Below are 18,090 nucleotides of genomic sequence, written 5' to 3'. Positions count from 1 at the left end.
CACTCCACGCACCACCGAGCAGGCATTTTTGTTGCGTCCGTTGAAGCAGTGCAAAGGACGCGAGGTGGGGTCGCCCGGCTGGTCAAGGCCGGGCCGGGCGAGCCCACGTGGTCAGCGGCGCGCGGCGCGTCGGCGCCACAGGAGTCCCGCCACGAGAGACCCCAGCACCACAACCGCAGCGACCGTCCACAGCCACCAGTTCCGCCCGTCCGGGTTGTTGCTCTCCTGTGCGGCAGGCACGGGCGTGCCCGAAGCGGCAGCCGTTCCATCGGTCGCGACGGCGGTCGGCGATGCCGACGGCAGCGGTGACGCGACGGTGGTACCGGCCGCCGCGGCATCCGGACTGGCAACCGGCGACGGTGGCTGGGCGGCCGTGCCGGTGGTGAGGGTGAACCGCACCTCGCCCTTCACCGGATGGCCGTCGTTGGAGGCCACCTGGTAGCCGACGATGTAGAGCCCGGCGGCACCCGGTGTGAACGGCACTCGCACCTTGCTGCCGTCAAAGACGGGCTGCCCCCCAGCGACCACATTGTCCGGACCGGTTATTGTGATCTTCGTCGTAGCCGGAGCGGGTCGGGCCAGGAACCGCAGTTCGATCCGGGCCGGCGCGGTCGCCACTCGGGCCCCGTCGCGCGGGTCGCTGCCTGTCAACGAGTTGTGCGCGGCGGCCGGTGCCGGGGCCAGCAACGACACACCGAACGCCACGCCGAGCACCACTGGCACGACCCACGCAACACGTGTAACCCTGCCCCCCATGAACCCCTCCCTAAGGGTACGATCCGCCCGCTGATCAACGGCTCATCATTTAGTCGAGCAGAGATCGCAAATAGTTCCAATTACTGTTCCACAAGCTGCAATTCATCGACGTTCTGCGGAGTCTGTGAGAGTGGGCCCGACCGCACGGCCGGTGGCATCATCGGCCGACCGATCCGGACGTCACGACGAAGCCATCCATCGAACGGGGCGAGGAGGCGGGATGGTCCGACAGATGAGGCGGGCACTCGCCGTGCTGGCGGGAACGCTGGCCGCGGCACTGCTGACGCTCGGCACCACCGGCCCGGCCACCGCAGCGCCGAAGTCGCCGCCCCCCGGGGTGGACGTCACCGGCGAAGGGCTGTCCGAGCCGCTGCGGCTGCGCTCGGACACCCAGCACGCACACGTGGTGGCGGTCATCGACCAGGTCAACTTCCTCGGCCGCATCGGCCAGCCGAACGGGCCGAAGGCTGCCAATCTCGGGCCGAAGTACACGGTCGTGGTGCTCGCCGGGGACACCCCGAAGCAGACGTACGACCTCTATCCCAAGGCTGTGGGCGGGCCGCGCGTCTACCGGCCGGCCAAGCAGCCGGACGGCCGCAAGACCAGCGCCGGCTGGTTCCTCGGCCGGCTCAGTATGTCCGAGACGCTGCGCACCGCCGGAGTGCCGCTGGAGCGGCAGTTCGATACGGTCAGCGGCGGCGTGGGTGGCGGCGAGCGGGTGCTCCCGGAGGAGGCCCTCGACCCCGCCAGGGACATCGACGAGGCCTTGGGCGAGTTGCAGCGGCTGCTGCTGCTCAACGTCGCGGTGATGTTGACCATCACGGTCGGCCTGGCCGGCATCGCCCTGCTCATCCGTCGCCGCACCCGCTGACCGGCCTCACGGCCGCCTGGTCAGCACGGCCGCGTCGTCAGCACAGCCAAGTGGTCAGCACGGCCGCGTCGTCAGCACCAGCGGCGCGGTGGGCGCTCCCGTCGGGTGGCCCGCTGACGTGGCCGGACCGGCCCGTGCCGGTGGGCCCCCGCCCAGCCGGGTAGGCCGCTGCGGCAGCCCGCGTCGTCGTCGGGCTCGGCGGGCAGCGCCTGCTCACCGGCCCGCTGGCGCGGCACCGGTACGTCGTCGGCCCACTCGGCAGGGCGGCAACCTGTCGGCTCCGCTGGGTGTGCGGGGTGCGCCGGCAACCCACCGACCGGCCGACGGGGTTTGCCTGCCACCTGGTGGTCGTGGTGACCCGGCCGGCAGGGCTCGCCCTGGGCGCAGCCGTGCTCGGCCTCCCCGTGCGCCATCCCGGTCTCCTCACGCTCGCACTCACACGCGGGTGCTCCCCCCGACCGTGCCCTGTCACCGTACTGGCCGGGGCCGACGGCTCGTGCACGCGTACCCGGGGGTCAGTGCTTCGGACGGCGCGGGAAGAGGGTCTCCCACACCGGGAAGGCCACCAGCCAGACCACGATCGCGACGGTGAGGCCGCGGATCCAGCCGCCCAGTTCACGGGTTCTTTCCGCATCGTTCACCCAGAGGATCGCAGCGGCGAGCAGACCGCACGCGACGGCCCAGCCCAGCAGTGCCTTGCCCCACTCCCGCCACTCGTAGCGGGTACGGGCCCAGCCGTGGCGGGGCGGCCGGACCGGCGGCGGGCCACCGGCGAACCGGTGGGCGAAGCGCTGGTCCGCCCAACGCACCACCGAGTGGCCGAAGGCCACCGAGAAGCCGAGGTAGACGGCGGCGAGGCCGTGGCCGACGCTCGCGGTCGCGCCTCGCCGCAGGTCGATCACCGACGCGACGAGGAGCACCAGGTCCACAAGCGGTACGCAGATCAGCAGCGCCGCTCCGAGCCGCGGCCGGCGCAGCGGATAGCGGGCCACCAGTCCGGCGGCGAGCACCACCCAGAACGCGATCTCACAGCCGATGATCAAGGCGACCAGCATGTCGACTTCCCTTCGTCGCCACCCAGCGTCGCTGATCAAGAGGGCGTTGACCTCGGCACGAGAGACGACATCGTGTCCTCCCTTCGACGGACTCGTCCGCCCGTGAGCGCTCGGCGTACCCCTTTCGGCGCATGTCGCGGGTGGCGAGGTCCTCCCCCGGTCGGAACCGGATGGCCGACGGTTGTGGTGGGATCGGGGCATGCGACGGTGGCTCGGCTCCGGCACCCCCGGCCGGGATCTGATGCTGGCGGGCGCGTCGCTGGCCGGCGGCCTGATCCTGTACGGCCTCGGTTGGCAACCGCAGGTCCGTCCGCACCCGGACGTGCCGCAGGTGCTGTTCCTGCCGCCGCTGCTGGCGGTCTGCGTGGCCGTGGGCCTGCGCCGCGTCGCCCCGCGCGCGAGCCTGGCCGTCGGCACCGGGGCGCTGGTCGTGGACACCGCGCTCGGCTCCTCGCTGGGGACGATCCTGATCTACACCCAGGTGCTCTACGACGCCTGCGTGTACGGCCCGCCGCGCCTGTGGCGGTGGTTGCTGCGGGTGACCGTCGGGCTGAGCCTGCTCGGCGCGGTGGTCGGTGTGGTCGGGTTCGGGCAGTGGCGCGGCGTCGCCGTCGGGGTGCCTGTGGTGCTCGCCGGGTTGCTGCCGGTGCTGACCGGAATCAGCGTGCGGCAGTACCGCGACCAGGCCGCCGCCGAGCGGGCGCGCGCCGAGCAGACCGCCCGGTTGGTCGAGCTGGACCGTCGGCAGGCGGTGAGCGCCGAGCGCGCCCGGATGGCCCGGGAGTTGCACGACGTCGTCGCCAACCACCTCAGCGCGGTGGCCATCCACGCCACCGCCGCGTTGTCCGTGCCGGGGTTGGATCGCGCCCAGGTCGAGTCGGCGTTGCGGGTGATCCGGGAGAGCAGCGTGCAGGGACTGGCGGAGATGCGGCAGATGATCGACGTGCTGCGCGAGCCCGAACCCAGCGGTGGGCAGCCCTCGGCGGGTGGCGACCCGGCCCTGCCGGATGCGGTCACCGCGCGCCTGGCCGAGGCGGACGGGTTGGTGGACCGGATCCGGGCCGCCGGCCTCGCCGTGCGGGTGCGCACCGACGGCACGCCCGGCCCGCTGCCCGTCGGGGTGGATCTCGCCGCGTACCGGATCGTGCAGGAGTCGCTCACCAACGCGCTCAAGCACGGCACGGGCGAGGCGGAGCTGACAATCGCGTACCGGCCGGCGGAGGTGGTGCTGACCGTGGAGAACCCGGTGCGCCCGGGCGGGACGGACCTTGAGGGCGCCGGGGCCGGGTTGATCGGAATGCGGGAGCGGGCCACGCTGCTTGCCGGCCAGTTCGCCGCCGGACCGCACGACGGCCACTGGCAGGTCCGGGCCGCCCTGCCCACCGGGGTGGGCGGATGACCGGGCCGGCGCGCGACCCGGGCGACGCGGCACCGCCGGTGCGGGTGGTGCTCGCCGACGACCAACCGGCGGTACGCGCGGGGCTGGCCCTGATCCTGGCCGGCTCGCCGGGCATCGAGGTGGTGGGCGAGGCGGGCGACGGCGACGAGGCGGTTCGCCTGTGCCGCGAACTGCACCCCGACGTGGCGGTGCTGGACATCCGGATGCCCCGCCTCGACGGGATCGCCGCGACCCGGACCATCGTCGCCGACGGGCTCGCCGACGTGCTGGTGCTCACCACCTTCGACCTCGACGAGTACGTCTTCGGCGCGCTGCGCGCCGGTGCGGCAGGTTTCCTGCTGAAGGACACCGACGCCGCCGGGCTGATCGCGGCGGTGCGCACCGTCGCGCGGGGCGACGGGTTCATCGCCCCTGCGGTGACCCGACGGTTGATCACCGCCTTCGCGGCCACCGCGCCGGCGGCATCGGCGGGCGGCCGGGCCGCGCTGGACACGCTGACCCCGCGGGAGCGCGACGTGCTTGCCTGCCTCGGGCTGGGGCTGTCCAACCAGCAGATCGCCGACCGGCTGGCGCTTGCGGAGAGCACCGCCAAGACGCATGTGAGCCGGATCCTGGCGAAACTGGACCTGCGCAGCCGGGTGCAGGCAGCGATCCTGGCCCAGGAGTTGGGCCTGCCTACTCCCCCGCAGCCCTGAACCGGGGTGGTCCCAATGGGACACCGACGGGTGTCCCGGCTGCCGTACGCTGCGCGCCATCGATGCCGATGGCGGCTGCCCGGAAATGGAGACGACGTGCGACGGTGGTGGGGGACGACGGTCCTTGTGGCGCTGACCGTAGGGGCAGGCGGTTGCGACAGCGTTCTATCCGAGGAGAAGCTCTCTACCTTCGCTCCCGAGGCGGGGGTGTGCCACGCCACCGCGTCCGACGAGCGCAGCCCCAAGTCGTACACACCGATCCCCTGCTCTTCGAAGCACGAGGTGGAGACGTTCCTGGTCGGCCGGTTCGACGGCGCGGACGCCGCCGCCAAGGCGCCGCCGGCCGCCGACACCGAGGCGATCTGGCGGGTGTACGAATCCTGCGACGCCGAGGCTGCCCGTTTCCTGGGCGGCGAGTGGCGCGAGTCGCGGCTGGCGATGCGGGCGCTGACCCCGTCGGCGGCGCGCTGGAAGGCGGGCGAGCGGTGGTACCGCTGCGACCTGCTGGAGATGCATGCGGTGGACCGGTGGTTCCCGAACCCCCGGGCGAACAGCCTGCGCAACGGACTGACCGGCGATTCGCCGCTGCGGTACACCTGTTTCACCGAACCGGCCGAGTCCGGCGACACCGTCGACCTACCGCCCACCTCCTGCAGCGGGCCACACGCCACCGAGTTCGCCGGGATCTGGTGGGCCGAGCCGGAGGTCGAGGAGATCACCGACGAGGTCCTGGACGCGGGGTGCCGGTCGACCGTCTCCGGGTACGTCGGGGTGTCAGAGGGAGACCTGGACGACAGGCTCGACGTGTTCGCGTTGCTGCCGGAGGGCGAGCCCGAGTGGCTGGCGGGCACGCCCGGCGTCTGGTGCTTCCTCTACAGCCCCGATCGGCCGCTCAACACGTCGCTGAGGGGTGTCGGCCGTACCGGCCTCGCGGCGGCCCGTTGACAGGTGCCGGCGTGGATGGCCTGCTCACGACATGTCAGGCTAGGGCGGTGAGTACGCCCGGCGGTGGAGACCTGTCGGCCACGCTGCGCCGCATCGAGCGTTCGGCGGGGGCGCTGGCCACCGCAAGTGTGGCCCGGATGGACGAGACGCTGCCGTGGTTCCGCGCCCTGCCTGCCGACCAGCGTTCCTGGGTGATGCTCGTGGCTCAGGCCGGCGCGCGGTCGCTGGTGGAGTGGCTGCGCGACGGCGGCGGCACGGCCGACAGCACGCAGGAGGTCTCCGACGAGGTCTTCGCCACGGCACCGCTGGCGCTGGCCCGGTCGATCACCCTTCAGCAGACCGTGGCGCTGATCAAGGTGACCATCGACGTGGTCGAGGAGCAGGTGTCGCACCTGGCCGTCGAGGGTGAGGAGCACCAGCTGCGCGAGGCGGTGCTGCGCTTCTCCCGGGAGATCGCCTTCTCGGCCGCCCGGGTCTACGCGCGGGCCGCCGAGTCACGCGGGGCGTGGGACGCGAGGTTGCAGGCCCTGCTTGTCGACGCGCTGCTGCGCGGTGATTCGCCGGACGTCCTGGCCAGCCGGGCTGCCGCGTTGGGCTGGGCGGACGCGCCGCCGGTCGCGGTGGCGGTGGGCCGTTCCCCGGGCGGGGAGGTCTCCGCCGTGCTGCACGTGGTCTACCGGTTGGCCCGGCGGATCGACGTCGAGGTGATCGGCGGGGTGCACGGCGACCGGCTGGTGATCGTGCTGGGCGGCGCGGCCGATCCGCTGAGCGCGGCGGGCAAGCTGCTTGACGCGTTCGGGGACGGCCCGGTGGTGGTCGGTCCGGCCGTACCCAGTCTGGACGAGGCCACGGAGTCGGCGCGTGCCGCGCTGTCCGGTTTCCGGGCCGCGCCGGCGTGGCCGACGGCCCCGCGGCCGGTGCCTGCCGACGACCTGCTGCCGGAGCGGGCCCTGGCCGGCGACGCGGAGGCACGCCGGCGGCTGCGGCACGACGTGTACGCGACGCTTGTCCGCGCCGGTGGGGAGCTACTGGAGACCCTTGACGCCTTCCTGGCCGCCGGTGGCACCTTGGAGAGCGCCGCGCGGGCGTTGTTCGTGCACCCGAACACGGTGCGCTACCGGCTGCGCCGCATCGCGGAGGTGACAGGTTTCTCGCCGCTGTCGCCCCGGGACTCGTTCGCACTCCAGGTGGCGTTGACCGTCGGCCGGCTGGATCCGGTGGCGCCTGTCACATCGCCGGTGCCGACCCAGACATTGACCCCGGCCACCCGGAAATCCGCTCAAATCAGCGACGATACTGGCCGATCTTTGTAGGAACCCTCCAAAGGTCCTAGTGCGGTTTGGTCCGGGCCGGCACAGCGTTCCGTAGCGGCATCCGGAAGAGTCATAGGCGTGCTCGCCGTACTTAGTCCCGGCCAGGGTTCTCAGAAACCCGGCTTCCTGACCCCCTGGCTCGACCTGACCGGCACCGAGGCACGACTGCGGTCGTGGTCCGAGCTGGCAGGGGTCGACCTGGTGCACCTGGGCACCGAGGCTGACGCCGACGAGATCAAGGACACCGCCCGCACCCAGCCGCTGCTCGTCGCCGCGGCGCTGCTCGCCGCCGAGCACCTGCCGCTGCACGACGTGTCGGTCACCGCCGGGCACAGCGTCGGCGAACTGGGCGCTGCGGCGCTCGCCGAGGTGCTGTCGCCGGAGGCGGCGATCACGCTCGCCGGTGTGCGGGGCCGGGAGATGGCCGCCGCGTGCGCGCTGGAGCCGACCGGGATGGCCGCCGTGCTCGGTGGGGACCCGGACGAGGTGCTCGCCGCGATCGAGGGGCACGGCCTGCATCCGGCCAACCGCAACGGCGCTGGGCAGATCGTCGCCGCCGGCGCGCTTCACGGCCTGGACAAGCTCGCCGCCGAGCGGCCGTCGAAGGCCCGCGTCATCCGCCTTCAGGTGGCGGGCGCGTTCCACACCCCGTACATGGCTCCGGCCGAGACCGCGCTGGCCTCGGTGGCCGCCGGGATCACCCCCGCCGACCCGGCGCGGATCCTGCTGTCGAACCTCGACGGCACCTCCGTGACCGACGGCCAGGAGATGGTGCGACGCCTGGTCCGCCAGGTCACCGCCCCGGTCCGGTGGGACCTGTGCATGCGTACCCTGGCCGACCTCGGCGTGACCGGGGTGATCGAGCTGCCCCCGGCCGGCACCCTCGCCGGCCTTGTGAAGCGCGAGCTCAAGGGCGACGGCGCCCCCGAGATCGTCACCTTGAACACACCGGACGACCTGCCGGCCGCGCGGGATCTCATCGCCCGTCACGGCACACCGGGCCAACCGCTCGCCCCCATCGGAGGAAACTCATGACCGGCAGTCGCATCGTCTCGATGGGGCACTACCAGCCCTCCCGGGTGGTGACGAACGACGACATCGCCCAGCTCGTCGACACCAACGACGAGTGGATCCGGGACCGCGTCGGCATCGCCACCCGCCGCATCGCCGACAGCGAGACGGTGGCCGACATGGCCGCCGCCGCAGCCGGCAAGGCGCTTGCCAACTCCGGGTTGAGCGCCGCCGACATCGACCTCGTCGTGGTCGCCACCTGCTCGTCGATCGACCGCAGCCCCAACGTGGCCTGCCGGGTCGCCGCGAAGCTGGGCATCACCGCACCGGGCGCGTTCGACGTCAACACCGCCTGCTCGGGCTTCGCCTACGCGCTGGGCATCGTCGACCACGCCGTCCGGGCCGGGGCGTCCCGCAACGCCCTCGTCATCGGTGCGGAGAAGCTCTCCGACTTCACCGACTGGACCGACCGCTCCACCTGCATCATCTTCGCTGACGGCGCCGGCGCCGCGGTGGTCACCGCCACCGCCGACGACGAGCCCGCCGGCATCGGCCCGGTGGTCTGGGGCTCGGTGCCGGAGAAGAGCGACGCGGTACGCATCGAGGGCTGGCGCCCGTACATCCAGCAGGAGGGGCAGTCGGTGTTCCGCTGGGCCACCACCGCGCTCGCGCCGCTGGCCCTGCAGGCGTGCGAACGCGCCGGGGTCGACCCGTCGGAGCTTGCCGCGTTCGTGCCGCATCAGGCCAACGGCCGGATCATCGACGGCATCGCCAAGCGGCTCAACATCCCGAATGCGATCATCGCCAAGGACATCGTGGAGTCGGGCAACACGTCGGCGGCGAGCGTACCGCTGGCTCTGTCCAAGCTTGTCGAGCGGCGCGAGGTGCCCTCGGGCGCCCCGGTGCTGCTGTTCGGCTTCGGCGGTGGCCTGACCTACGCCGGTCAGGTCGTCCGCTGCCCCTGATGAACCCCCTCGGGCGCGTACGCGCCGAGGAGCGGCGGTCGGCGACGCCGGCCGCCGGAGATCCCCCTATGAGAGGAACCAACCGCAATGACCCGTGACGAGATCACCACCGGCCTCGCCGAGATCCTCGAAGAGGTTGCCGGGGTGAACCCGGACGACGTGGCCGAGGGGAAGTCCTTCACCGACGACCTCGATGTCGACTCGCTCTCCATGGTCGAGGTCGTGGTGGCGGCCGAGGAGAAGTTCGGCGTCAAGATTCCGGACAACGAGGTGCAGAACCTCAAGACCGTCGGGGACGCCGTCAGCTACATCGAGGCGCAGTCCTGATCATGAGTCGTCCTGACGTCGTCGTCACCGGGCTCGGCGCGACGACCCCGCTCGGCGGGGACGTCGCGTCGACCTGGGACGCAATGCTCGCCGGCCGCTCCGGGGTGAGTGCGCTCACCCAGGAGTGGGCCGCGCAACTGCCCGTCCGGATCGCCGCGCAGCTGGCCGTGGAGCCGTCGGAGGTCCTCGACCGCGTCCGGCTGCGCCGGCTCGACCGCTCCGAGGCGATCGCCATCATCGCCGCGCAGCAGGCGTGGGCGGACGCCGGCCTGGCCGACTCCGGCCTCGACGGTGAGCGGCTGGCCGTCAGCATCGGCTCCGGCATCGGCGGCGCCACCACCCTGCTCGCCCAGGACGACATCCTGGAGGCGTCCGGGCCGCGGCGGGTCTCCCCGCACACCATCCCGATGCTGATGCCGAACGGTCCGGCCGCCTGGGTCGGGCTGGAGCTGGGCGCCAAGGCCGGCGTGCACACGGTGGCCAGCGCCTGCGCCACCGGCGCCGAGGCCATCGCGCTGGGTCTGGACATCATCCGCGCCGGCCGGGCCGACGTGGTGGTGGCCGGCGGCACCGAGGCGGTCATCCACCCGCTGCCGATCGCCGGGTTCAGCTCGATGCGGGCGATGTCGACCCGCAACGACGACCCGGAGCGGGCCTCCCGTCCGTGGGACAAGGGCCGAGACGGCTTCGTCCTCGGCGAGGGCGCGGGCGTCGTGGTGCTGGAACGCGCCGACCACGCCGCCGCCCGGGGCGCCCGGGTGTACGCGCGGCTCGCCGGAGCGGGTATCACCTCCGACGCGTACGACATGGTGCAGCCGCACGCCGAGGGCGAGGGCGCGATCCGTGCCATCGGCAAGGCGATCGCGGACGCGGACGTCGCCAAGCAGGACATCGTGCACGTCAACGCGCATGCCACGTCGACCCCGGTCGGCGACATGCTGGAGATCGGCGCGCTGCACAAGGCGCTCGGCGATCACCCGGTGCTGGCGGCGACCAAGTCGATGACCGGTCACCTGCTCGGTGCGGCCGGCGCGCTGGAGTCGATCGCCACGATCCTCGCCATCCGCGACAGTGTCGTCCCTCCGACTGTCAACCTGGAGGACCCGGACGACGGCCTCACCCTGGACGTGGCAGCCCAGAAGGCACGGCCCATGGAGATCCCGGCCGCGTTGAACAACGCGTTCGGCTTCGGCGGTCACAACGTGGCGCTGGTCTTCACGCGACCCTGACACCACCGCCCGCGGCAGCGGGTGAGCAGTGGCCCTGTCCTGTCGCCTGGCGACGGGACAGGGCCAGGTGTCGTTTCAGGCCCGGTTGCGGGGGTGCCGCTTGGCGGTGCGCTCGTTGCCCCGGCGGTAGTTGCCCGTCCAGCGGGCCATCACCAACTGCGGGTCGTCGTCGACCTCGGCGAGGAACTCCGCTGCCCGGCCGCCGCGCAGCGTGCTCGCCACCCGCCCGTGATGGATGATCACCACGGTGCCGTCGGCCCGCTGGTCGTACCGGAATCCCTCTGGTGCTGGCATGCGGCAGAGGGTCCCAGATCACCTGGCCTGCCGCGACACAATTTCCGCGCCGCAGAACGGCGTCAGGGGCGCCGCGCCGGCCGGTGTCGGTTCAGCGTCGCGCCCCCGGGGTCAGGTGCCGCAGGTCGTGGCGGGCAGGCCCGACACGGCAACCGGGGACCGGCCGCCGGGCCGGGCCTTGCCGGCCAGCACGGCCGCCAGCGCGGTCATCGACGCCCGACTGGAGGAGTACGTCGCCAGCAGCGTGGGCGACGCCGCCCCGGCCAGCACGTACGGGGTGTCCATGGCGACGGTGACCGCCGCGTCGGCGCGTAGATCGTCGGCGCCGTCGCCGTAGCCGACGAGGTGCACCACAGTGCCGCCACTCGGCTTCACTGCCACGCCGGCAGCGGTGAGCGCGGCGGTCAGCGCCGCCCGGGTGCCGTCCCGTCCACCCGAGGAGGTGACGGTGACCGGCCCGCGTACCGCCTTGCCGCACTCGCCACGCAGCACTGTGACGGCACCGGCGGCCAGCGCCTCCGCCGCCGCCCGGTGCGCCGGGGAGTTGAGCGTTGACATCTGCGCGGCCGGGGCGTCCGCGAGCCGGAACTTCATGGTCAGGACCCGGGTCACCGCCTCGACCAGCCTGGTGCGGGGCAGTGATCCGCCGCGCAGCGCGGCGAGCAGCCCGTCGAACGCCTGGCCGACGTTCGGGGTCATGAGGATCAGGTCGTTGCCGGCGTTCAACGCCCGGACGGCGGCCTCGCCGGGCGCCCAGCGCTTCGCCGGCGGCATGTTCATCCCGTCGGTGATCACGACGCCCTTGAAGCCGAGTTGGCCGCGCAGCACGTCGGTGAGCAGTTTGTGCGAGAAGGTCGCCGGGGTGCCCGGGTCGACGGCCCGCACGTCCAGGTGTGCCGACATCACGGCCATGGCCCCGGCGTCGATGCCTGCGGTGAACGGCGGCCACGCCCCGGTGCGCAGCGCCTCGGCGGACTGGGTGAGCACGGGCAGGTCCTGGTGCGAGTCGTCGGCGCTGTGCCCGTGCCCCGGGAAGTGCTTCAGGGTGGCCGCGACGCCACTTGCCTGCAGACCCCGGACGGCCCCGCCGACCTGCGCGGCGGCGATCTTCGGGTCGGAGCCGTACGAGCGGGAGCCGATGACCTTGCTGCGGGTGGCCAGTACGTCGGCGACCGGGGCGAAGTCGACGTTGATGCCCATCGCGGCGAGTTCGGTGCCGGCGGCCCGCCAGGCGTTCTCGGTCAGCTTGGGGTCGCCCGCCGCACCGGCCGCCAGGGCGCTGGGCAGCAGCGTGACGCCGTCGGTGACGCGGGTGACGACGCCGTACTCCTGGTCGGTGCCGATCAGGAAGGGCGCCGGGCCGGCGGCCAGACGACCGGCGGCCTCGCGCAGCCCACCGGTCAGCTCGTGGACCTGCTTGGGGTTGTCGACGTTCGTGGTCTCCTGGTTGCCCTTTGTCGGGTCGTCGGCGCTGAAGCCGACCAGGATCAGCCCGCCGAGCCGGTACTTGGCGATCATCTGGGCGGGGGTGTCGACGCCGGCAAGTGCCTGGTTACCGGCCGCCGAGCCGGGTGAGACCTTCGTCGCCGAGTCGCCGTAGGCGTACGGCATCAGCACCTGACCGACCAGGTCCTCGTCGGAGAGCGTGGCGACAAGCGCGGCGGCGCGGGCGGCCGGGTCGGCGGCGGCCGGCGTCGCGGCGGCGGTGCTCGGCGCGGCGGAGGTCGCCGCCGGGCTGGGGCTCGGGTCGGGGCGTTCCGGGGTACCCGAGCAGCCGGAGACGAGCAGGGCGGTCAGGGCGGCGACGGCGATGCCGGCGCGTCGCGGGCGAATCGGCACGCCGCCCATCCCACCAGGTCCCCCCTTATCGGGGCAACTTGACCTTACCGGTCGGCGTCGGCATGCCCGCGGCGCCGGCCTGCCCAACCCCGGTGAGCACCGGGGCGACGGGCCTGGTCAGCCGACCCGGGTGAGCAACGTCACCGGAGCCCCGTCACCGGCGTACCGGTAGGGCTCCAGATCATCGTCCCAGGCCGTGCCGAGCGCCTTGTCGAGGGCGTGCGACAGCGCCTCCGGGGCCCGAGCGGACGCCATGAGCGCCCGCAACCGGTCCTCGCCGAGCTGGATGTCCCCCGCCGCGCCGACAGTGGCCCGGAACAGGCCGCGGGCCGGCACGTACATGTAGCGCTCACCGTCGGCGCCGGAACTCGGCTCCTCGGTGACCTCGAAACGGATCATGGGCCACTGCCTGAGGGCAGCAGCCAGCTCGGCGCCCGTCCCCGGACGGCCGGTCCACCCGCACTCGGCCCGGCGTGCGCCGGGGTCGACGGGCTGAGCCGTCCACTGCAGGTTGACCGGCGCGGCTAGGACGCGCGCGATCGCCCACTCGACGTGCGAGCACACGGCGAGCGGGGTCGAGTGGACGTATACGACGCCACGCGTTGGCACGGTGACCTCCCGGAGAGCGAGGTGCGTCTTCCCCTACGACCTCGGCCACCCAGGTGGTTGCTGCAACACATGATGACTCCTGTGACGGATGGTGCGCCAGGGAATCGGAAAATTCGCTGGCCGGAATAGCCGGACGGGTGGTCTCGGTTGGCTCAGGGGACACCGCGACGAGCAGCTTGATGTCGTGGTCCTGTACAGTTCCATCGGCGGCTTATGCCGCGTTACACCTCGCGGGCCGACTCACGTGTCGTCCGCATACAGCCCCCGGACGTCCAGTCCTCCCGTACGTCTTGCAAGGAGTACCTCCGTGGCGAGCAACACCTCTAAGACCGCGCGCGCGTCCGTCCGGGCCGGCCAGGCTGGCCAGGGTGGCGCCCTCAGCGTGCTGGGCGAGTTCAAGTACCTCATCCCGCTCAACGGCGGCAAGCACGCCTACGTGCGCAACCTGACCAACGGCAAGACCGCGCACCTGCGCACCGACTCCGACGCCTTCGTCGAGGAGATCCGGGTGCTGGCCGCCGCCGGCCACGCCGCCAAGATCCGGGCGGAGATCAACAACCTGGCTGCCACCCACCCGGGTGACGGCTGGGAGGCCACCGAGAAGCGCCTGGTCGCGGCCGGTGTCTTCGAGGGCTGAGCCCTCCCCCACCGCATCATCAGCAAACCGCCCGTCGGGACTTCCCGGCGGGCGGTTTCGCGTCCGCGTCCGGCAGGGTCCGGGCGCTCGGGCCCCGGGCGTCAGGGCGGGTCGAGCAGTGCGACCTCACCGGTGGCCAGGTCGTAGAGACCGCCGACCACTGCCACCCGGCCAGCGGCGACCGGCCCGGCCAGCAGGTCGTCGTGGCGCAGCGCGCGCACCGTACGCCCCACGTGCCGGCGGATCGCCAGCGGCTGCACCGCCGGATCGTCGAGCCCTGCCTCGACGACCGCAGGGGCGATCTCGTCGACCAGGTGGGCAAGCGATCCCTCCGGCCGCTGACCGCTGCGCAGCGCCTCCACCGCTGCCCCCACCGCCCCGCACCGCTCGTGGCCCAGCACCATGACCAGCGGTACGCCGAGCTGGCCCACGGCGAACTCGATGGAGCCGCGTACCGCGCGGTCGAGTACATGCCCGCCGGTGCGGATCACGCACATCGCGCCGAAGGTCTGGTCGAAGATCGCCTCCAGCGGAACCCGCGAGTCGATGCAGCCGAGCACCACCGCGTACGGCTGCTGGTCGCCGGAGGCCGCGGCGGCGGCCGTCACGTCGTGTCCGTGCATGGGCTGACCGCTGACGAAGCGCCGGTTGCCGGCAAGCAGTTCCGCGAGCGCGACCCTCGGCGTACCCCCTGCCTGTCGCCCCTGAGCTGCCGGTCCGCCGGCTGACGGGCCGGGCGTCGCCTGCGTCGACCCCATGCCGTCCAGCTTGACCCCGTCGGCTGTGGGCAGGTGGGCGCTCGGGAATGTTCCCTCGACGCGATTGGCGTGGTGTGCTGGCGGGTAGCCGGTGTTACCACCGGGTATCTCGGTGCCGGTGGTGCCTGGGCGACCCTGGGAGGTGGCGATGCCCGAGCGGTTCGAGGTCGGTCTGCCCGACGGCGTGCGGCTGCACGTCGAGACCACGGGGCCGGCGGACGCCCCTGTCACCGCCGTCCTGCTGCACGGCTGGACGCTGGACGGACGTGCCTGGCACCGGCAGCTCGACGCGCTCACCGGGCTGTCGGAGGGCGCCGTGCGGGTGGTCACCTTCGACGCGCGGGGCCACGGCCGGTCCAGCTGCATGGCGTTGCCCACAGCCACCCTGGCCCAGCTCGGCGACGACCTCGCGGCGGTCATCGACGCGGTAGCGCCGGCCGGCCGGGTGGTACTGGTCGGGCACTCCCTGGGCGGCATGACGATCATGGAGTACGCGCACCGCCACCCCGCGCACTTCACCGCCCGCACGGCCGGCCTGGTCTTCGTCTCGACCACCGCCGAGGGGCACACGCACACCGCCTACGGGCTCTCGCCGCGGATCACCCGGCTGATCCGGCTCGCCGAGACCACCGGGGCCGGTGTGCTGGCCCGGTGCGGCTCGTGGCGGCCGCCCCGCCCGCTGCTGCGCGCGCTGCAACCGAGCATCCGCTGGATGCTCTTCGGCGACCGCTGCGATCCGGCCGACATCCGGCTGGTGACCTCGGCGGTGGCCCGCGCCTCACTACGCTCGATCGGCGGGTTCCGCGCCTCGATCGGCGCCCAGCACCGGTTGGACACCCTCAGCGCGCTCGCCCACCTGCCGGCCGCCGCCCTGGTCGGCGATCGGGACCGGCTCACGCCGCCGCCCTGCGCCGAGTCGATCGCCGCAGCGCTGCCGGCCACCGAGCTGACCATCTGCTCAGGTGCCGGGCACATGCTGATGATGGAACGTCCCGACGAGGTCAACGCCGCTCTGAGCGGCGTCCTGCGTCGGGTGCTCGCCGCGCTGCCGGCCGACGCCGTGAGCGCCGCGCCGCCGCGCCCGGGCGACGCGAGCGTCGTCGGAACGGGTGCCTGAGCACGTTCGCGCACCTCGGGCGCGGCGGATCCGGGCGGAAGCCGTACCCTTCTGCGGTTGGCCCGCGCGGTTCGCGCCGCTTGCCGGCGACATCGAAGGAGCGTGCGTTGACCGACCAGACCGCCCTGGAGCAGGAGATCGCCGTCGAGCAGCGGCATCTCGACCGGGTGTACACCCGACTGGCCGAGCTGCGCCAGTCGGCGGTCCGCGCCGAGCGCGACGGCTACCGGATGGCGCGGGTGGGCACGTTCGGCGCGCTCGTCGAGCGCGACGCGATGGTCTTCCACGCCGCGCAGCGGCGGCACACCCTCGACGCCGAGCACGAGGGGCTGGTCTTCGGCCGGCTGGACCTGCGGGACCGTCAGGTGCTGCACGTCGGGCGGCTCGGCATCCGCGACGAGGACGCCACGACACTTGTCGTCGACTGGCGGGCGCCGGCCGCCGCCGCGTTCTACCAGGCCACCCCGGCGCAGCCGCTGGGCGTGGTGCGTCGACGGACCATCCAGTCCCGGCGGGAGCGGGTCACCCGCATCGAGGACGACCTGCTGGACCCCACCGCCACGCCGGAGGGGATGACTGTCGTCGGCGACGGCGCGCTGCTGGCCACCCTGTCCCAGGCCACCGGGCGGGGCATGCGGGACATCGTGGCGACGATCCAGCGGGAGCAGGACGAGGCGATCCGGTCGCCCGGTTCCGGGGTGACGATCGTCGCCGGCGGCCCGGGCACCGGCAAGACCGCTGTCGCCCTGCACCGGGCCGCCTACCTGCTGTATTCCGACCGCAGCCGGTACGCCGGCGGCGGCATCCTGGTGGTCGGTCCGTCCACCGTCTTCGTCGAGTACATCGCCTCGGTGCTGCCGTCGCTCGGCGAGGACACGGCGACCCTGCACTCGCTCGGCACCCTCTTTCCGGGAATGACCGCCACCCGCACCGATCCGCCGGACGTGGCGGCCGTGAAGGGTTCGCTGCGGATGCGCCGGGTGCTGGAGCGGGCCGTCCGGGACGCGGTGCCGGGCGGGCCGGGTGAGCTGCGGCTGCTCTACCGGGGCACGCTGCTGCGGCTGGACCGCGCCGAGCTGGACGCGATCCGGGACCGCGTGCTGAACCGGGGCGCCCGCCGCAACGAGGTCCGCCGGGCCGGCTTCGACGGGGTGTTCGCCGCGCTCTGGGCGCAGGCCCGCCGCCTGGGCATCGGCCGGCTGCCGGAGCAGCGTGCCTTCGAGGACGAGATCGCCGAGCGGCCGGAGTTCCGCGAGTTCCTCAAGGCGTGGTGGCCGCGGCTGCATCCCCGGCACGTGCTCGGTTGGCTGGCCCGTCCCGACCGGCTGCGCAGGTACGCCGGGGGCATCCTCTCCGGCGCGGAGATCCGGTTGCTCGGTGCGGCGTACCGGAGTCTGGACACCGACGGCCTGACCATCGCGGACGTGGCGCTGCTCGACGAGTTGGACGCCCTGCTGGGCAAGCCCGTGCAGCCGGCCCGCGCCCGGCGTGACCCGTTCCAGCTCGCCGGCGGCGTCCGGGAACTGAGCACCCTTGGCGACCGCCAGCGGGCGGCCCGCGCGGCGGCGCGGGAGCGCCCGGCGGACTACCGGGACTACGCGCACATCGTGGTGGACGAGGCGCAGGACGTCTCGCCGATGCAGTGGCGGATGATCGGCAGACGCGGCCGGCTGGCCTCGTGGACCATCGTGGGCGATCCGGCGCAGACCGCCTGGACCGGTGACCCGGAGGAGCTGACGCGAGCCCGTGACCAGGCGCTGGGTCGGCGCAAGCGGCTGGACTTCACGCTCACCACCAACTACCGCAACTCGGCGGAGATCTTCGCGGTGGCGGCGGCCGAGATCCGCAGGCTCTATCCGGACCTGCCGCTGCCCAGGGCCGTCCGCTCCACCGGGGTCGATCCGGTCGAGCAGGTCGTACCGGCGGCCGGGTTGGAGACCGCGACGGTGGAGGCGGCCACCGGCCTGCTGGCCGAGGTGGACGGCACGGTCGGTGTGATCACGCCGGTCCCCCGCCGCGACGAGGTCGCCGGCTGGCTCGGCGCGCTCGGCGGGTCGCGGTTGCAGGTCGTGACAAGCCTGGAGGCCAAGGGCATGGAGTACGACGGGGTGGTGCTCGTCGCGCCGAGTGAGATCCGGGCGGATCCGGGTGCGGGTGTCCGCACGCTCTATGTCGCGCTGTCCCGGGCCACCCAGCGACTCACCACCATCGACCCGATCGGCTGAATCCGTGTTGGCGGGGCCGGGGGTACATCGTTGCCCTACAGTTGC

Annotated in this window: 19 protein-coding genes; 12 read left to right on the top strand and 7 right to left on the bottom strand. The window is 73.1% G+C overall.

Annotation, left to right across the window (positions count from 1 at the left end; genetic code table 11):
* Positions 1-111: 111 nt before the first annotated feature.
* The gene (locus tag F4558_RS03280; protein WP_053653171.1) at positions 112-756 is read right to left on the bottom strand and encodes a copper resistance CopC family protein; all 645 of its coding nucleotides are present in this window, start codon (positions 754-756) and stop codon (positions 112-114) included.
* A gap of 220 nt (positions 757-976) precedes the next feature.
* Between F4558_RS03280 and F4558_RS03275 the strand changes: the two genes are divergently transcribed.
* Positions 977-1,627 (top strand): hypothetical protein, encoded by a 651-nt coding sequence (locus F4558_RS03275; RefSeq protein WP_167943136.1) that lies wholly within the window; start codon positions 977-979, stop codon positions 1,625-1,627.
* A 71-nt stretch (positions 1,628-1,698) separates the two neighbouring features.
* Here the strand turns inward: F4558_RS03275 and F4558_RS03270 are convergent, their stop codons facing one another.
* Together F4558_RS03270 and F4558_RS03265 are read right to left on the bottom strand one after the other, a co-directional pair.
* Entirely contained in the window at positions 1,699-2,040 is a 342-nt protein-coding gene (locus F4558_RS03270; RefSeq protein ID WP_082377293.1) for a hypothetical protein, read from the bottom strand.
* Positions 2,041-2,142: 102 nt separating this feature from the next.
* Positions 2,143-2,682, bottom strand: coding sequence for a hypothetical protein (locus F4558_RS03265; RefSeq protein WP_053653169.1), 540 nt, complete (start codon positions 2,680-2,682; stop codon positions 2,143-2,145).
* A 199-nt stretch (positions 2,683-2,881) separates the two neighbouring features.
* On the opposite strand from F4558_RS03265, the gene F4558_RS03260 reads away from it, so the two are divergent.
* The 8 genes from F4558_RS03260 to fabF all read left to right on the top strand — a co-directional run bounded on the left by F4558_RS03260 (position 2,882) and on the right by fabF (position 10,566).
* On the top strand, positions 2,882-4,081 hold the full coding sequence (locus F4558_RS03260) for a sensor histidine kinase (RefSeq protein ID WP_167943135.1): 1,200 nt from the start codon (positions 2,882-2,884) through the stop codon (positions 4,079-4,081).
* Positions 4,078-4,776, top strand: a complete 699-nt coding sequence (locus tag F4558_RS03255; RefSeq protein WP_053653167.1) for a response regulator — start codon at positions 4,078-4,080, stop codon at positions 4,774-4,776. The genes F4558_RS03260 and F4558_RS03255 overlap by 4 nt, the downstream gene beginning before the upstream one ends.
* Before the next feature lie 96 nt (positions 4,777-4,872).
* Positions 4,873-5,721, top strand: coding sequence for a septum formation family protein (locus tag F4558_RS03250; RefSeq protein ID WP_167943133.1), 849 nt, complete (start codon positions 4,873-4,875; stop codon positions 5,719-5,721).
* An 11-nt stretch (positions 5,722-5,732) separates the two neighbouring features.
* Positions 5,733-7,034: a PucR family transcriptional regulator gene (locus tag F4558_RS03245; RefSeq protein ID WP_306273704.1), complete on the top strand. Its 1,302-nt coding sequence runs from the start codon at positions 5,733-5,735 to the stop codon at positions 7,032-7,034.
* Positions 7,035-7,112: 78 nt separating this feature from the next.
* On the top strand, positions 7,113-8,069 hold the full coding sequence (locus tag F4558_RS03240; RefSeq protein ID WP_167943130.1) for an ACP S-malonyltransferase: 957 nt from the start codon (positions 7,113-7,115) through the stop codon (positions 8,067-8,069).
* The gene (locus tag F4558_RS03235) at positions 8,066-9,010 is read left to right on the top strand and encodes a beta-ketoacyl-ACP synthase III (RefSeq protein ID WP_053653163.1); all 945 of its coding nucleotides are present in this window, start codon (positions 8,066-8,068) and stop codon (positions 9,008-9,010) included. Before F4558_RS03240 ends, F4558_RS03235 begins: the two co-directional genes overlap by 4 nt.
* Before the next feature lie 87 nt (positions 9,011-9,097).
* Positions 9,098-9,337 carry an acyl carrier protein gene (locus F4558_RS03230; RefSeq protein ID WP_053653162.1) on the top strand — a complete coding sequence of 80 codons (240 nt, stop codon included), beginning with the start codon at positions 9,098-9,100 and terminating at the stop codon, positions 9,335-9,337.
* A 2-nt stretch (positions 9,338-9,339) separates the two neighbouring features.
* Positions 9,340-10,566 carry a beta-ketoacyl-ACP synthase II gene (gene fabF / locus F4558_RS03225; protein ID WP_053653161.1) on the top strand — a complete coding sequence of 409 codons (1,227 nt, stop codon included), beginning with the start codon at positions 9,340-9,342 and terminating at the stop codon, positions 10,564-10,566.
* A 75-nt stretch (positions 10,567-10,641) separates the two neighbouring features.
* Here the strand turns inward: fabF and F4558_RS03220 are convergent, their stop codons facing one another.
* From F4558_RS03220 to F4558_RS03210, 3 genes are all read right to left on the bottom strand, one after another.
* On the bottom strand, positions 10,642-10,860 hold the full coding sequence (locus F4558_RS03220) for a hypothetical protein (protein ID WP_167943129.1): 219 nt from the start codon (positions 10,858-10,860) through the stop codon (positions 10,642-10,644).
* A 111-nt stretch (positions 10,861-10,971) separates the two neighbouring features.
* On the bottom strand, positions 10,972-12,708 hold the full coding sequence (locus F4558_RS03215) for a glycoside hydrolase family 3 protein (protein WP_167943128.1): 1,737 nt from the start codon (positions 12,706-12,708) through the stop codon (positions 10,972-10,974).
* Between the two features lie 108 nt (positions 12,709-12,816).
* Positions 12,817-13,308, bottom strand: coding sequence for a DUF3145 domain-containing protein (locus tag F4558_RS03210; RefSeq protein ID WP_053653158.1), 492 nt, complete (start codon positions 13,306-13,308; stop codon positions 12,817-12,819).
* A 307-nt stretch (positions 13,309-13,615) separates the two neighbouring features.
* On the opposite strand from F4558_RS03210, the gene F4558_RS03205 reads away from it, so the two are divergent.
* Entirely contained in the window at positions 13,616-13,945 is a 330-nt protein-coding gene (locus tag F4558_RS03205; protein ID WP_030330285.1) for a hypothetical protein, read from the top strand.
* Between the two features lie 101 nt (positions 13,946-14,046).
* Here the strand turns inward: F4558_RS03205 and F4558_RS03200 are convergent, their stop codons facing one another.
* A complete protein-coding gene (locus F4558_RS03200) occupies positions 14,047-14,703 on the bottom strand; it encodes a carbonic anhydrase (RefSeq protein ID WP_231639952.1) in 657 nt (218 codons plus the stop codon).
* Between the two features lie 148 nt (positions 14,704-14,851).
* Here F4558_RS03200 and F4558_RS03195 point away from each other — a divergent pair, with 148 nt between their 5' ends.
* Positions 14,852-15,820: an alpha/beta fold hydrolase gene (locus F4558_RS03195; RefSeq protein WP_053653157.1), complete on the top strand. Its 969-nt coding sequence runs from the start codon at positions 14,852-14,854 to the stop codon at positions 15,818-15,820.
* 107 nt (positions 15,821-15,927) lie between these two features.
* The gene (locus tag F4558_RS03190) at positions 15,928-18,045 is read left to right on the top strand and encodes a HelD family protein (RefSeq protein WP_053653156.1); all 2,118 of its coding nucleotides are present in this window, start codon (positions 15,928-15,930) and stop codon (positions 18,043-18,045) included.
* Positions 18,046-18,090 lie beyond the last annotated feature (45 nt).

The sequence above is a fragment of the Micromonospora profundi genome (assembly GCF_011927785.1).
GTDB classification, from domain to species: Bacteria; Actinomycetota; Actinomycetes; order Mycobacteriales; family Micromonosporaceae; genus Micromonospora; species Micromonospora profundi.
Note: the sequence above shows the minus strand (reverse complement) of the source record. Positions and strands in the feature narration are given on the sequence as shown.